General features: G+C 68.5%; 11 protein-coding genes. 1 reads left to right on the top strand and 10 read right to left on the bottom strand.

Annotated features, from left to right (window positions below; all coding sequences use genetic code 11):
* Positions 1 to 31: 31 nt before the first annotated feature.
* From bioD to aceK, 8 genes are all read right to left on the bottom strand, one after another.
* Positions 32 to 751 carry a dethiobiotin synthase gene (bioD, locus tag ABY44_RS38730; protein WP_060171955.1) on the bottom strand — a complete coding sequence of 240 codons (720 nt, stop codon included), beginning with the start codon at positions 749 to 751 and terminating at the stop codon, positions 32 to 34.
* Positions 748 to 1974, bottom strand: a complete 1227-nt coding sequence (bioF, locus tag ABY44_RS38725; protein WP_060171953.1) for an 8-amino-7-oxononanoate synthase — start codon at positions 1972 to 1974, stop codon at positions 748 to 750. The genes bioD and bioF overlap by 4 nt, the downstream gene beginning before the upstream one ends.
* Positions 1971 to 3317, bottom strand: a complete 1347-nt coding sequence (gene bioA / locus ABY44_RS38720) for an adenosylmethionine--8-amino-7-oxononanoate transaminase (protein WP_060171951.1) — start codon at positions 3315 to 3317, stop codon at positions 1971 to 1973. The genes bioF and bioA overlap by 4 nt, the downstream gene beginning before the upstream one ends.
* A gap of 459 nt (positions 3318 to 3776) precedes the next feature.
* On the bottom strand, positions 3777 to 5054 hold the full coding sequence (locus ABY44_RS38715; RefSeq protein WP_060171949.1) for a dienelactone hydrolase family protein: 1278 nt from the start codon (positions 5052 to 5054) through the stop codon (positions 3777 to 3779).
* A gap of 107 nt (positions 5055 to 5161) precedes the next feature.
* Positions 5162 to 5599 carry a YchJ family protein gene (locus tag ABY44_RS38710; RefSeq protein WP_059683922.1) on the bottom strand — a complete coding sequence of 146 codons (438 nt, stop codon included), beginning with the start codon at positions 5597 to 5599 and terminating at the stop codon, positions 5162 to 5164.
* Positions 5600 to 5647: 48 nt separating this feature from the next.
* Entirely contained in the window at positions 5648 to 6325 is a 678-nt protein-coding gene (locus ABY44_RS38705) for an SDR family oxidoreductase (RefSeq protein ID WP_027788999.1), read from the bottom strand.
* Positions 6326 to 6427: 102 nt separating this feature from the next.
* On the bottom strand, positions 6428 to 7198 hold the full coding sequence (gene can, locus ABY44_RS38700; RefSeq protein ID WP_059695311.1) for a carbonate dehydratase: 771 nt from the start codon (positions 7196 to 7198) through the stop codon (positions 6428 to 6430).
* Positions 7199 to 7260: 62 nt separating this feature from the next.
* Entirely contained in the window at positions 7261 to 9078 is a 1818-nt protein-coding gene (gene aceK, locus ABY44_RS38695; protein WP_027789001.1) for a bifunctional isocitrate dehydrogenase kinase/phosphatase, read from the bottom strand.
* Between the two features lie 305 nt (positions 9079 to 9383).
* Between aceK and ABY44_RS38690 the strand changes: the two genes are divergently transcribed.
* Positions 9384 to 10463, top strand: a complete 1080-nt coding sequence (locus tag ABY44_RS38690; protein ID WP_059695314.1) for an MBL fold metallo-hydrolase — start codon at positions 9384 to 9386, stop codon at positions 10461 to 10463.
* Between the two features lie 16 nt (positions 10464 to 10479).
* On the opposite strand, the gene ABY44_RS38685 is transcribed toward ABY44_RS38690, so the two are convergent.
* Both ABY44_RS38685 and ABY44_RS38680 read right to left on the bottom strand, forming a co-directional pair.
* A complete protein-coding gene (locus ABY44_RS38685; RefSeq protein ID WP_060171945.1) occupies positions 10480 to 12120 on the bottom strand; it encodes an ABC-F family ATP-binding cassette domain-containing protein in 1641 nt (546 codons plus the stop codon).
* Positions 12121 to 12319: 199 nt separating this feature from the next.
* Positions 12320 to 13915, bottom strand: coding sequence for an ABC transporter substrate-binding protein (locus tag ABY44_RS38680; protein ID WP_060171942.1), 1596 nt, complete (start codon positions 13913 to 13915; stop codon positions 12320 to 12322).
* Positions 13916 to 14341 lie beyond the last annotated feature (426 nt).

The following is a 14341-nucleotide window of genomic DNA, read 5'->3' as shown; positions in this document are numbered from 1 at the left end:
ATGAGGGATCGGGGGATCTGTTTCTGTCGGGTCAATGCCGCGCGGCGCGCAGCGTATCGACGAGCGCGGCGATGTCGAGCATCGTCGCGGCGGATTCGGGGGCGGCCGGGCTCATGTGCGGAATGCGGCCGAGCAGCGGCGCGCCGTGCTCGCGGGCGAGCCAGTCGCGCATCGTCGCGACGTTCTCGTCGGGGAACGACATCGCCGGGTCGACGTGGTTCGCGACCCAGCCGGCGAGCTTGAGGCCGCGTTGGCGAATCGCATCGGCGGTGAGCAGCGCATGGCTGATGCAGCCGAGCCGCACGCCGACGACGAGCACGACCGGCACGCCGAGCGCGACCGCGAGATCGGCCATGTCCTGCGTGTCGTTCATCGGCACGCGGAAGCCGCCGGCGCCTTCGACGACGACGATATCCGCGCGCGTCAGCGCTTCGCGATGGCACGCGACGATCGTGTCGATGTCGAGCGTCACGCCTTCCCGCGCGGCGACGATATGCGGCGCGGCCGGTGCCTTCAGCAGGAACGGCGTGCGCAGCTCGGGCGGCAGCACGACGTTCGCGGCCGCATCGAGCTGGTCGGCGTCCTCGTTGCGCCACACGCCGTCGCGTTCATATGCGCCGGCCGCGACGGGTTTCAGCGCGGCGGCACGCAGGCCGTGCCGTGCGAAGCCGTGCAGCATCGCGGCCGACACGAAGGTCTTGCCGATTTCGGTGTCGGTGCCCGTGACGAAAAGCGAGAGCGGGGCGGTCATGCCGCGACCTCCCGCGGGGCCGCGTCAGCGGAGGCTGCGGCTCCCTCGCTGGCTTCGACCAGCGCGGCTTCGAGCCGCGCGAGATCGTCGAACGAATGCGCGGCCGACAGCGACACGCGCAGCCGCGACGTGCCGACGGGCACCGTCGGCGGCCGGATCGCGGGCACCCACAGGCCGTGCGCGTCGAGCGCGCGCATCGCCGCGAGCGTCGCGTCGTTGCTGCCGATCACGAGCGGCTGCACGGCCGTGTGCGAATCGACCGGCTGCCAGCGCGTATTGCGCAGCAGCGCGCGCGTGCGTTCGATCAGCGCGGCGAGATGCGCGCGCCGCGCATCGCCTTCGTCGCCCGCGATCACCTTCAGGCTCGCCGATACCGCGTGCGCGACGGCCGGCGGCGCGGCCGTCGTGAAGATGTAGCTGCGCGCGCGCTGGATCATCCATTCGATTACCGTCTCGTGCGCGATCACGAATGCGCCCGCGACGCCGGCGGCCTTGCCGAGCGTGCCGACGTACACGAGATGCGGCGAACGCAGCGCGGCGGCCGCGAGCGCGCCGCGGCCCTGCGGGCCGAGCACGCCGAAGCCGTGTGCGTCGTCGACGACGAGCCACGCACCATGGCGCTCGGCCAGCGCGACGAGTTCGGCGAGCGGCGCGATGTCGCCGTCCATGCTGAACACGGTGTCGCTGACGATCAGCTTCGTTTCGGCATCCGACGCGTCGAGCAGCGCGGCGAGCGCGGCCGTGTCCGCGTGCGGATAGACCTGTACGTTCGCGCGCGACAGCCGCATGCCGTCGATCAGCGACGCGTGGTTCAGCGCGTCGGAGAAGACGGTGGCGCGCTTGCCGGTGAGCGCCGTCATCGCGGCGAGGTTCGCCATGTAGCCGGTGCTGAAGTACAGCGCGCGCGGTGCGTCGGAGAAGCCGCCCGAGAAGGCCGCGAGTTCCTCTTCGAGTGTCGCGTGCGCACGCGAATGGCCGCCGAGCAGGTGCGAGCCGCCGCTGCCGGCGCCGTAGCGCTGCGCGCCTTCGGCGAACGCGGCGACGAGCGCCGGATGCGCGGCGAGGCCGAGATAGTCGTTGCTGGCGAAGCCGACGATCTCGCGGCCGTCGACGGTCATGCGCGCATCGCACGCGGTGTCGGCGGTGCGGCGCACGCGGCGCAGCCCCTGGGCGTCGAGATCGGCGAGGCCGCGTTGCAGCGCGTCGAGCAGCGAGTGCGTCATCGTGCGATCTCCGCGAGCGTGGCGTCGAGCGTGTCGCGCGTGCGTTGCGCGAGCCACACGATGTCGTCGTCGCTCATCACGTACGGCGGCATCAGGTACACGGTCGTGCCGATCGGGCGCAGCAGCAGCTCGCGTTCCAGCGCGCGTTCGAAGAAGCGTCGCGAGAAGCCGCGCGCCGCATCGCCGTCGAGCGCGACGTCGAACGCGAACAGCGTGCCGCGCGCGCGCAGGTGGCGTACCTGCGGATGTGCGTCGAGCGGCGCGAGCGCGGCTCGCAGCGTGGCCGACTTGCGCGCGTTCGCCGCGAGCACGTCGTCGCGTGCGAAGAGGTCGAGCGTCGCGACCGCCGCGCGGCACGCGAGCGGGTTGCCGGTGTACGAGTGCGAGTGCAGGAAGCCGCGCGTCGTGTCGTCGTCGTAGAACGCGGCGAACACGTCGTCGCGCGTGAGCACGAGCGACAGCGGCAGGTAGCCGCCGCTGATGCCTTTCGACAGGCACAGGAAATCGGGCCAGACGCCGGCCTGCTCGCACGCGAAGAAGGTGCCGGTGCGGCCGCAGCCGACCGCGATCTCGTCGGCGATCAGGTGCACGCCGAATTCGTCGCACAGCGCGCGCAGCCCGCGCACGTACGACGGATCGTGCATCGCCATGCCGGCCGCGCACTGCACGAGCGGCTCGACGATCAGCGCGGCGATCCGGTCGCCGCGCTCGACGAACAGGCGCCGCACGTCCGCGAGCGCGCGGCCTGCGACGTCGGCGGCCGTTTCGCCCGGCAGCGCGCCGCGCGCGTCGGGCGACGCGACGACGTGCGCATGGCGGATCAGCGGATCGTACGCGTCCTTGAACAGCGCGACGTCGGTCACGCCGAGCGCGCCGATCGTTTCGCCGTGGTAGCTGTTCGCTACGCAGACGAATTCCTGCTTGTTCGCGCGGCCGCGGTTGCGCCACGCGTGGAAGCTCATCTTCAGCGCGATCTCGACGGCCGACGCGCCGTCCGACGCGAAGAACGCATGGCCGAGCGTGCGCGCGGTGAGCGCGTGCAGCCGCTCCGCGAGCTCGATCGCGGGCTCGTGCGTGCAGCCGGCGAGCATCGCGTGCTCGAGCGTGTCGAGCTGGTCCTTCAGCGCCGCGTTGATGTCCGGGTTCGCATGGCCGAACAGGTTCACCCACCACGAGCTGATCGCGTCGAAATAGCGGCGGCCGTCACGGTCGTACAGCCACACGCCCGCGCCACGCGCGACGGGGATGAGCGGCAGGCGCTCGTGGTGCTTCATCTGGGTGCAGGGATGCCAGACCGCGCGCAGGCTGCGCGCGACCCAGTCGTCGGTGGCTGGCGTACTCAAGGCGGCTCCGGGGGATAAAACGGCCGCGCGGCATCGACGGGATGCCGCGCGGCGGGACAACGAAACGCGCTGAGATTAGCGTGTTCCGCGACGGGTTGCACTACCGGTTACAAAGGCCGCGGAGCCTTGCTGGACGGGAGTTCGGCGCAGATCGGAGCGGCTCGGGACGGTACGGTTCAGAAGTCCGGAAATGACCGCAGATGACGACGCTCGAGTGAGACCCCCCAACCGAAAAAAATCGGGGGGCGGGCGATGCGGCAGGGGGAGAAATCGGGGAGCGAAGGGGCGAATCGGGTGGGTGTTGTGGCCCCAACGTGACCGGAAGGCGAATGACTGAAAGCGGTGACGAGGGGCGCGCTCGGGCCGGCAAACGATGCGAACGCGGCATGCAGCGCGTGCGCGAAGCGATGAAAAACGGGGAAAGGAAAAGCGAAACGGGGTAGCGAAGGCCGCCGCCCGTCAGCGCGAAGCCAGCGCGCGCGTATCGATATCGCGTGTCGTATTGGCGTCGCCGTTGTCGGCCGTCTGCGTGTTCGTGTTCCACACGACCCGGTCGTTGACCGCATACAGCCGGCACGCGCCCGCACCCTGCTTCGCGCAGTTGTCGAGCGCGAGCGCCATCGGGTCGTCGCCGCCTTCGGCCCACGACCATGCGCCTTCCGACGACACCGCGAACGCGCGGCTCGGATGCTGGTTCAGGAAGCGGCGATAGCCTTCACGGCCGGCTTCGTCGACATACGGCACCGCGTTGACCGCATCGATCGACGCGTAGCCGGTGGCTTTCGGCTCGTGCGGGTTCGCGACCGCGTAGCGCACCGAGGTCGGCAGGTTCAGCTGCGCGAGGAACGCATTGACGGCCGGCCACCACACGGGCACGCCGTCGCGATCGACGATCAGCCGGTGCGCGTCGTCCTTGTAGCGGCCGAAATCGATGAACTGGGCCTGCGTGCCGTGCGATACGTACGCGTCGTGCATCTGCGCGACGAGCCCGGGCGTCCACACCGAATCGTTGTCGCCGTACAGCCACAGCGACCGCACGGCCGTGTGCGCGCCGTACTGGTCGAACGCGTCGACGAGGTTGCGCTGCCAGCCGTCGCAGAGGTCCTGGCGCAGCCCGCCGGAGAAGTTGATGATGCCGCGCACGCCCGGTGCGGCTTCGGTGCCGTACGCGACCGATACGAGGCCGCCGTGCGACGTGCCGGCGACGACGATGCGCGATGCATCGACGTACGGCTGGCGCGACATGTAGCGCACCGTCGCGTCGACGTCGGCCGCCTGCGCGAGGCCGTTCTTGCCGACGTTGCAGCCTTCCTGCTGGTACGTGCCGTCCGAGCCCGCGAAGCCCTGGCGGTTCGGCGCGATCACTGCATAGCCGCGGCGCACGAATTCGCGCGCGAACGCGAGCGGCCGGCTGCGCGGCTGCAGATGGAGATCGCCGGTGTTCTTGCCGTGGTTGAAGACGACGAGCGGGAACGGGCCGGGGCCGTTCGGCTTGAAGAGCGTTGCCTCGAGCGTGACGGCGCCCGATGCGTCGGCCGGAATGCGGAGGATCTGTTCGTTCAGGTCGGCCGCGACCTGCGGCAGGTTCGAATCGCCGTAGTCGAAGCGTTCGGCATGGGCGAGCGACCCGCTGGCGCCGGCGCCCGTCCCCGTATTGGCGCTCGGCAGCGTACCGGCCTGAGCGGCCGACAGCGCGCAGGCCGCCATCCATCCCACCAATACCTTGCTGAACGCCATTCGTAAGCCCTGCCATGCAACATGACTGATCTGAGGGCCATCCTAGCCCGACAAATTCAGGTTGTGCAATGCGGGAATTACCCGGCGTCTGACACAGCAACTATTTGTCAACGTTCACTTACTTCGCCGTCGACGTAACGCCAGAAACCGTGCTCGTCGCGCTCGAAGCGGCTCGTCTCGTGGAGCCGGTAAGCGCGTCCGCCGATCTTGTAGCGGGCCACGAATTCGACCTCCGCGTGCCGTTCGTCGAGCGGCGCGTGGCGTTTGACCGCGAGGCCGAGCCAGCGCGGCGCGTCGGGCGCTTCGGGGTCGGTGTCGAGATCGGGCGGGCAGGTGCGCGCGGCCCACGTCGCGCGCAGGTAGCCGGTCGCGCCGAGCACGTACGCGCTGTACCGCGAACGCATCAACTCGAGTGCGCTCGGCGCGGCTTCGCCGCCGTCGATGAAGCGGCCGCAGCAGGCCGCATAGCGGGGCGCCGGCGCTTTGCCGGCGGGAGCGGGGGACGCGCCGCCGCACGGGCACGCGTCAGGTCGGTTCAAAATCATGCGAAACGGGAATTAACGACGTCTGGTTGTCGGCTGACTACCGGCTGACTACCAGCTCAGCTCGATGCCGTCGTACTGGAAGAAACGGCCGTTTGCCTGCGACACGTCCGCGCCCGATTCGGCGATCACGCGGCGCATGCCGGTCACGCTGGTTTCCGGATCGATCGCGGCCTGCGCGCCGCCCATGTCGGTGCGCACCCAGCCGGGATGGAGCGAGATGCACGCGGCGTGGCGCGTCTGCAGCGACGCGATGCGCAGCACGTCGTTCAGCGCGGCCTTGCTCGCGCGGTACAGCCAGCCGGTCGTGCCGGTCGCCTCGGCGATGCTGCCCATCCGGCTCGACACGACGGCGAGCACGCCGCGTGCGTCCTCGACGAGCGGCAGCAGGATCGGCAGCAGCTGCATCGGCCCGCGCACGTTCGTATGCATCACCGCGTCGAAATCCTCGGCGGTGATCGTCTCGACGCCCTCGGTGCGCGGCCCGTAGACGCCCGACACCAGCACGGCCGCATCAAGCCGCTCGCCGTCGAGCTTCCAGCCGAGCGCCGCGATCTGCTCGGGCTGCGTGATGTCGAGCGCATGTGCTTGCGCGCCGAGCGCGCGCAGCGCGTCGAGCGAGGCATCGTCGCGCGCGGTGGCGATCACGTTCCAGCCGTCGCGCCGGTATTGCCGGACGAATTCGCGGCCGAGGCCGCGCGATGCACCGACGATCAATGCGGTTTTCATGCCCGTCGCTCCTTTGCTTGGCGCCGCCCTGGCGGTACCGGTGTCAGATCCGTTCGATGCGGGGCGCGGCCGCGTGGCAACGGCCGCCCGGCGGCTTGCGCGTTACTTCGCGTCGTCGCACGGCTTCAGCGTGTCGGCGACCGCCTGCGCGACGCCTTCGAGCCGCCGCGCGGCGTCCGCCGCGATCATGTCGTTGTCCGGCGCATGGTTGCCGCCGGCGGTGAGCGCGGCCACGCAGCGCTTGTAGGTCTCGTCGAGCGCGTCGAAGTTCGACACGGCCATCCCGAGGTTGCGCATCCGGCCGTCGTGCACGCCGTACACGAGCCCGTGCACGGTGAGCGACTGGCCGCGGGCCCACGCGTCGTTGACGATCGTCGTGCGGCATACGTTGACGACCTGCTCGATCGCGTTCAGCTCGATCAGGCGGCGATAGCGCGCTTCGCCGACCGGCCAGTCCTCGAGCAGCGCCGCGTGACGCTCGCGCACGTCCTGCACGTGATGCAGCCAATTGTCCGCGAGGCCGACGCGGCGGTTGAGCAGCGCGGCATTCACGCCCGAGCAGCCGTAGTGGCCGACGACCATGATGTGCTTCACGCGCAGGATGTCGACCGCGAACTGGATCACCGACAGGCAGTTCAGGTCGCTGTGCACGACCACGTTCGCGATGTTGCGATGGACGAACACTTCGCCCGGCGGCAGGCCGATGATCTGGTTCGCGGGCACGCGCGAATCCGAGCAGCCGATCCACAGGTATTCCGGCGCCTGCTGGTCGGCGAGACGCGCGAAGAACTGCGGATCGTCTTCGAGCTTGCGTTTGACCCACGCTTCGTTGTTGTCGAACAGGTGAGAAAGCGGATTGTCTTGGGTGTTCATCGGTGTGGCTTCCGTTGACGGAAATCGGGTCGGTATCGGTATCGGGTTCGGTGTAACCGGCGTCAGGCGGCGCGCTGCGCGTCGCCTTCGCCGTCGTTCTGGTCCGTCGCGCCGAAGCGCTCGGGGTAGCGCACGCTGAAGCGCAGCGATGCGTCGTAGGGATAAAAATCGGGCAATTCGCCCTGCAGCAGCTTGTCCTTGCTGGCCTGCCACAGCGCGGGATCGAAAAAGTCCGCGTGATGCTTCATGAAGACGTCGCGCACGCGCGGGTCGCCGAGCAGGAACGGCCCGTAGGTCTCCGGGAAGATGTCGTGCGGGCCGACGGTATACCACGGTTCGCCGGACAGCTCGTCTTCCTCGTTGCGCGGCGGCGGCACGCGGCGCACGTTGCAGTCGGTCAGGTACTCGATCTCGTCGTAGTCGTAGAACACGACGCGGCCGTGGCGCGTGACGCCGAAGTTCTTGTACAGCATGTCGCCGGGGAAGATGTTCGCCTTCATCAGCTCCTTCACCGCGTTGCCGTATTCCTTCACGCCGTGCTCGATGTCGGTATCGCTGCCGTTCTGCAGGTACAGGTTCAGCGGCGTCATCCGGCGCTCGATGTACAGGTGCTTGATCACGAGGTTGTCGTCCTCGTATTCGAGCAGCGACGGCACTTCCTTTTCCAGCTCGCGCACGAGCGCGTGGTCGAGCCGCGCGAGCGGCAGCGCGACGCTCGAATACTCGAGCGTATCGGCCATCCGCCCGAGGCGGTCGTGGCGCTTCACGAGCTGGTATTTCTCCATGATCTGCGCACGCGTCGTTTCCTTCGGCGGCGGGAAGTGATCCTTGATGATCTTGAACACGTACGGGAACGACGGCAGCGTGAACACGAGCATCACGAGGCCCTTGATCCCGGGCGCGATGATGAAGCGGTCGCTCGAATGCGACAGATGGTGCAGCAGGTCGCGGTAGAACAGGTTCTTGCCCTGCTTCTGCAGGCCGACCGACGTGTAGATCTCCGCCTTCGGCTTGCCTGGCATGATCGTGCACAGGAAGTCGACGTACGCGGACGGCACGCCCATGTCGACCAGGAAATACGAGTGCGAGAAGCCGAAGATGATCATCAGCTGGTCGCGGCGCAGCAGCACGGTGTCGAGCGAGAGCACGCCCGGACGCACGTGGCGGATCGGCACCGCGAACGGCAGCACGCGGTCGGCGTTGATGATGCGGCCGACGATGTACGCGCTCTTGTTGCGGAAGAACAGTGACGACAGCACGTGGATCTGGAAATTCGGCGCTTCGTCGAAGTGGCCGAATTCGTCGTGGATCGCCTGCATCACGCAGCCGATGTCGCGCGGGAGATCGTCGAACGCCGGCTCGAGCTGGAAGTTCGTGACGATGCGCTCGAGGGTGGCCGCGAGCCCGTCGGTGCCCGGATAGTACGCGCGGTAGGTCGGCTTCGCGGCCGGCTCGTCGTTCTCGAGATACTCGGTCGAGATCGCCGGGCGCACGAAGATGAAATCGTTGCTGAAGTACGAGCGGTGCAGGATCTTGCAGCACACCGAATTGAAAAACGTCTCCGCACACTCGGGCTGGCGGTGCGACGTGAGCAGGCCGATGTAGTGCAGCTTGATCTGCTGCCACACTTCGTCGTCGATGTTTTCCGCGTCGTATTCGTCTTCCAGCACCTCGACGCATTCCTTCACGCGATCGTCGTACGACGTGATCCGCTCCCGCGCGAGCCGCTGCAGCCCGTGCCAGTCGCCGTGCTCGAACAGCGTCTTCGCTTCGACGGCCGCGTCGCGGAAGATCCGGTAGTGGCGGTCGAAGTTTTCGAGCATCGTCTGCGCGACGTCGAAACCGATCTGCGAAGACAGCAGTTTGGGGAAGTGATTCATTGCGTGCAGGCTCGTTCGGGAGGGGCTGTAAGCACTCGCCATTTTAGCGCCCAAGTCGGCGTTTCAATGACTTTCGAGGTGACGCGCCCACGGCCTTCAATCGGCGCGTTGTTCGCCGTTGCGTGCCGTTCGGTGCATCTTCGCGTAAAGATACGGGTACGGAACCGATTCTGGCACGAACTTTTTTTGACGGGGCGGCGGCCGCCGGGCGCGCGTCGAGCGCGACGGCGATAGAATCGACGCGACGCCCGCCGCGGCCTGCCGCCGGCGCGCATTCGCACCGATAACGACGAGACGCCCCACCGATGAACGCACTGGAACACCAACTCGACTACCCCTTCGCCGACACGCTGCCCGCCGCGGGCGACACGTTCGAGGTCGCGCCCGGCGTGCGCTGGCTGCGCATGCCGCTGCCGTTCTCGCTCGATCACATCAACCTCTGGCTGCTGCGCGACGAGATCGACGGGCAGGAAGGCTGGACGATCGTCGATTGCGGGATCTCGTCGGACGCGATCCGCACGCACTGGGAGCAGATCTTCGACACGCATCTCGACGGCCTGCCCGTGCTGCGGGTGCTCGTCACGCACTGCCACCCCGATCACTTCGGCCTCGCGAACTGGCTGTGCGAAGGCGGCGACAAGGGCCGCTGGAACGTGCGGCTGTGGATGACGCTCGGCGAGTACCTGTTCGGCTGCCTGATGGCGGCCGGCAACGGCTCGAACGCGGGCGGCGCGGCGGCCGCCGATCATTTCGCGCGCCACGGGCTCACCGATCCGGCCGCGCTCGACAAGCTGCGCAACCGTCGCAACTACTACTCGGATCTCGTGCCGGCCGTGCCGCCGCGCTACCGGCGCCTGCGTGAAGGCGATGCGGTGACGATCGGCGCGCGCACCTGGCGCGTCGTGACCGGCTTCGGCCATTCGCCTGAACATTGCGCGCTGCATAGCGAAGCGGACGGCGTGCTGATCTCCGGCGACATGGTGCTGCCGCGCATCTCGACGAACGTGTCCGTGTTCGACCTCGAACCGGAGGCGAATCCGCTCGCGCTGTACCTGCAGTCGCTCGGCCGTTACGAGACGATGGCGCCCGATACGCTGGTGCTGCCGTCGCACGGCAAGCCGTTCCGCGGCGTGCGCACGCGCATCGCGCAACTGCGCGAACACCATGACGCGCGCCTGGCCGAAGTGCGCGTCGCGTGCGCGGAAAAGCCGATGAGCGCGGCCGACATCGTGCCGATCATGTTCCGCCGCCGTGAACTCGACATCCACCAGATGACGTTCGCGCTCGGCGAGGCGCTCGCGCACCTGAACCTGCTGTGGCTCGCGGGCGAACTCGTGCGCGAGCAGGGCGACGACGGCGTGCTGCGGTTCCGCAGCGCCGGCTGACACCGCTTCGTTCTCCTCATGCGACGGGTTCGTAGCGCCACCCGTCGCGATGCCACTGCATCGTGTGCGTCGGGTCGAGCGCCGCGAGAAACGCAGTGTCGTGCGAGGCGACCACGATCGCACCGGGGAAGCCGGCCAGTGCGGCTTCGATCGCACGCACCGATTCGAGATCGAGGTGGTTGGTCGGCTCGTCGAGCAGCAGCAGTTGCGCGGGCGTGCCGCGCCACAACGCGCATGCGAGCGCGGCCTTCAGCCGTTCGCCGCCGCTCAGCTGACGCGCCGGTTGCGTCGCGCGCGCCGCATCGAGCTGCAGCAGCGCGAGCCGGCTGCGCAGCTCGCCTTCGGCGAGCGGCGTATCGAGCAGCCCAAGTTGTTCGACGATCGAGCGCTCCGGATCGAGCAGCGCGAGCCGCTGGTCGAGATACGCGGCGCTCACGTGCGTCGTGCAGGTGCCCGAGCATGGCGCGAGCTCGCCCGCGAGCATCCGCAGCAGCGTCGATTTCCCGCAGCCGTTGGGGCCCGTCAGCGCGATGCGCACGGGGCCGCTCGCCGACCACGTGATCCCATCGGCGGCGCCGGCGATGCCCCACGGCAGTCGCGCGCGTTCGAGCGTGAACAGCTGGCGGCGTGCGCTGACCTCGGTGCCCGGCAGCGACACCAGCACGGGCGCATCGGCTTCGACGCGCGCGGCCGCCTGCTGCACGCGTTCGTCGAGTGTCGCCTTGAAGTCGTTCTGGTGGCGCCGGACCTGCCCCATGATGTTGCGCGCCGCGCCCTTGCGGCTTTGTTTCGCCCCCGACGACAGGTTGGCAGTCTTCGCATCGCGTAGCGACGCGGCCGCGTGGCGCTGGATCGTGTCGTGTTCCTGTTCGAGCCTGCGCCTCGCGCGCCCGCGTTCGGCACGCGCGTTGTCGAGCGCCGCTTGCGCGGCATCCTGATCCGCGTCGCGCTGCGCGCGGTAGAACGCGTAGTTGCCGCCGTACGAGCGCACGCCTTGTGGCGTCAGCTCGACGATGCGCTGCACGTCGGCGAGCAGCGCACGGTCGTGGCTCACGATGACGAGGCCGCCGCGCCAGCCGTCGAGTGCCGCGCGCAGCCACGCGCGGCCCGGCGCGTCGAGGTGGTTGGTCGGTTCGTCGAGCACGAGCAGGCCGGCACCGGACAGCAATGCGCCGATCAGCGCGACGCGTGCGCGCTGCCCGCCGCTGAGCGCCTGCGCGGGCGTGTCGGCGCGCACGTCGTGCAGGCCGGCCGCGTCGAGCGCGGTGCGCAGCCGCTCCGCGAGATCCCAGCGATCGCCGACCCGGTCGAAGTCGTGCGGCTCCGCGCGGCCATCGGCGAGGCGCGCGAGTGCACCGAGCGGCGCATCGAGCGCGGCGAGCTGCGCGACGGTTCGCGGGCCGGCGGCGGCATCGTCGTGCTGCTGCGCGACGTAGGCGACCTGCGTCGACCGGTCGATCGTCCCCGTGCTCGGCGCGCAGCGGCCCGCGATCAGTTGCGCGAGCTGGCTCTTGCCGACGCCGTTGCGGCCGACGATGCCGGTCGGCGTGCGGTCGATGGAAAGGTCGAGCGAATCGAACAGCGTGACGCCGTCGTCGAAGCGGAAGGAAACGTGATGAAGCGCGACGAGCGCGCCGGTGGGCGTGGCAGCAGCCATAAGCACCTCCGAAAATGCGTGAAGACCTTCGCGCGCGGCGTGCGTGGCACGGCGGCGAAAACATTTTGGGAAGGCTTAGTTGTTCACTTTGGCTGGCGTCCGGTATGAGGAATGAGCGCGCAGTGTAGCAAGCGCGGCGCGCGGGCCGCAAGCGACGGCCCGACGCACCGTCGCTTGCGTGCCACGCGCGAGGGGCGCGTTACTGCACGGCGACCGTCGTGAAGTTCTGCCGCCCGAACGGGCTCACGTGGTAGCCGCTCACGCTCGTACGCGTGAGCGCGGCCGCGGTCGGGTAGCCGAGCGGAATCCACAGCGCCTGGTCGTGGATGATCTTCTGCGCGGCTTCGTACAGCTTCGCGCGCCTGGCCTGGTCGGCGGTCGACTTGCCGTCGGCGATCAGCTTGTCGAGCTGCGCGTCGCAGAAACGCGCGAAGTTGATGCCCGACTTCACCGCGTTGCAGCTGAACAGCGGCGACAGATAGTTGTCCGGATCGCCGTTGTCGCCGGCCCAGCCCATGAACAGCATGTCATGCTGGCCGAGCTTCGCCTGCTTGATCAGTTCGCCCCATTCGATCACCTTGACCTCGGCCTTCACGCCGATCTTCGCGAGGTCGGCCTGCAGCAGCTCCGCGCCGACCTTCGGGTTCGGGTTCAGCACGCTGCCGGTCGGGCGCGTCCAGATCGTCGTCGAGAAGCCGTTCGGGAAGCCGGCCTGCGCGAGCAGCTGCTTCGCCTTCGCGGGATCGTACGCATACGGCGCGACGTCCTTCGCGTAGCTCCACGTATTCGGCGGATACGGGTTGTTCGCGGCCGTCGCGGTGTTGTCGAACACGACCTTCAGGTAGGTCGCGCGGTCGAACGCGAGGTTCAGCGCTTCACGCACCTTGTCGTTGTCGAGCGGCTTCTTCTGCGTGTTCAGCGCGACGAACGCGGTCATGAACGCGGGCGTCTGCACGACCTTCAGCGCGTTGTCGCCCTTCGCGGCGAGCACGTCCTGCGGCTTCGGCGACAGCGCGATCTGGCATTCGCCGGCCTTCACTTTCTGCAGGCGCACCGATGGGTCGGGCGTGATCGCGTAGATCAGCCGGTCGACCTTCGGCTTCGTGCCCCAGTACGTCGGGTTTGCGTCGTAACGGATCAGCGCGTCCTTCGTATAGCTCTTCAGCACGAACGGGCCGGTGCCGACCGGCTTCGCGTTCAGGTCGACCTGCTTGCCGGCCTTCAGCAGCTGATCCGCGTATTCGGCCGAGTAGATCGACGCGAAGCCCATCGTCAGGATCGGCACGAACGTCGCGTTCGGTTCGTTCAGCACGAACTTCACGGTGCTGTCGTCGACCTTCGTGACCGATTTCACGAGCTTCACGAGGCCCATCGACTGCGCGTGCGGGAAGCCGCTCGCGCCGGCCACCTTGTGCCACGGGTTCGAATCGTCGAGCATCCGCGAGAACGTGAACACGACGTCGTCCGCGTTCAGCGCGCGGCCCGGCTTGAAATAGTCGGTGGTCTGGAACGCGACGTTCGGGCGCAGGTGGAACGTGTACGTGAGGCCGTCGGCGCTCGCTTCCCATTTGTCGGCGAGCGCGGGCACGACCTTCTTCGCGGCTTCGTCGTACGACACGAGCGTGTTGAAGATCACGTCGGCCGACGCGTTGGTCGTGACGAGCGAGTTGTACTGCACGACGTCGAAGCCGTCCGGGCTCGATTCCGTGCAGACGGTGAGCGGCTTGGCGGCGGCGAGGCCGGGGGCGGCGAGGGCGGCGGCGAGCGCGGCCGCGGCGAACAGCTTGACCTGCATAGGATCTCCCACGTGGCTTGTGTTTTTTGCTGGGTGACGGGATGCGGGCGCGGCCCGGAAGCGGGCAGGGCCGGCGCGGCTGGCGAATAGCATACCGTCAAAGCGCGCGACGCGTGGAAAAAGGCGCCTGAACGCGGTGAATTGACCGAAAAACGGCTGCGTTCGCGACGGAACGGGTGTTGGGGCGGCGAGCGGCGGAGCGCAGGCGCCGGGGAGGCCGGGCAGCGGCATGGCGAGGACGGCGCGGAAGCGTTGCGGGCTGGCCCTCGCGAATCGAAGTGTCGAAGCCGTTAGGCGTCGGTGCGGAGAGGCGGAGAGGCGGGGAAGCGGGGAAGCGGGGAAGCGGAGAAGCGGAGAAGCGGAGAAGCGGAGAAGCGGAGAAGCGGAGAAGCGGAGAAGCGGAGAAGCGGAGAAGCGGAGAAGCGG

It is taken from the genome of Burkholderia sp. ZZQ-2, assembly GCF_050768715.1.
GTDB classification, from domain to species: domain Bacteria; phylum Pseudomonadota; class Gammaproteobacteria; order Burkholderiales; family Burkholderiaceae; genus Burkholderia; species Burkholderia cepacia.
The sequence above is the reverse complement of the archived record's forward strand: the minus strand, read 5'-3'. Positions and strand labels throughout refer to the sequence as shown.

Coding starts and splice junctions, on each gene's coding strand:
- bioD (WP_060171955.1), bottom strand. CDS start 751: ATGACCGCCCCGCTCTCGCTTTTCGTCACGGGCACCGACACCGAAATC.
- bioF (WP_060171953.1), bottom strand. CDS start 1,974: ATGACGCACTCGCTGCTCGACGCGCTGCAACGCGGCCTCGCCGATCTC.
- ABY44_RS38715 (WP_060171949.1), bottom strand. CDS start 5,054: ATGGCGTTCAGCAAGGTATTGGTGGGATGGATGGCGGCCTGCGCGCTG.
- ABY44_RS38710 (WP_059683922.1), bottom strand. CDS start 5,599: ATGATTTTGAACCGACCTGACGCGTGCCCGTGCGGCGGCGCGTCCCCC.
- ABY44_RS38705 (WP_027788999.1), bottom strand. CDS start 6,325: ATGAAAACCGCATTGATCGTCGGTGCATCGCGCGGCCTCGGCCGCGAA.
- can (WP_059695311.1), bottom strand. CDS start 7,198: ATGAACACCCAAGACAATCCGCTTTCTCACCTGTTCGACAACAACGAA.
- aceK (WP_027789001.1), bottom strand. CDS start 9,078: ATGAATCACTTCCCCAAACTGCTGTCTTCGCAGATCGGTTTCGACGTC.
- ABY44_RS38690 (WP_059695314.1), top strand. CDS start 9,384: ATGAACGCACTGGAACACCAACTCGACTACCCCTTCGCCGACACGCTG.
- ABY44_RS38685 (WP_060171945.1), bottom strand. CDS start 12,120: ATGGCTGCTGCCACGCCCACCGGCGCGCTCGTCGCGCTTCATCACGTT.
- ABY44_RS38680 (WP_060171942.1), bottom strand. CDS start 13,915: ATGCAGGTCAAGCTGTTCGCCGCGGCCGCGCTCGCCGCCGCCCTCGCC.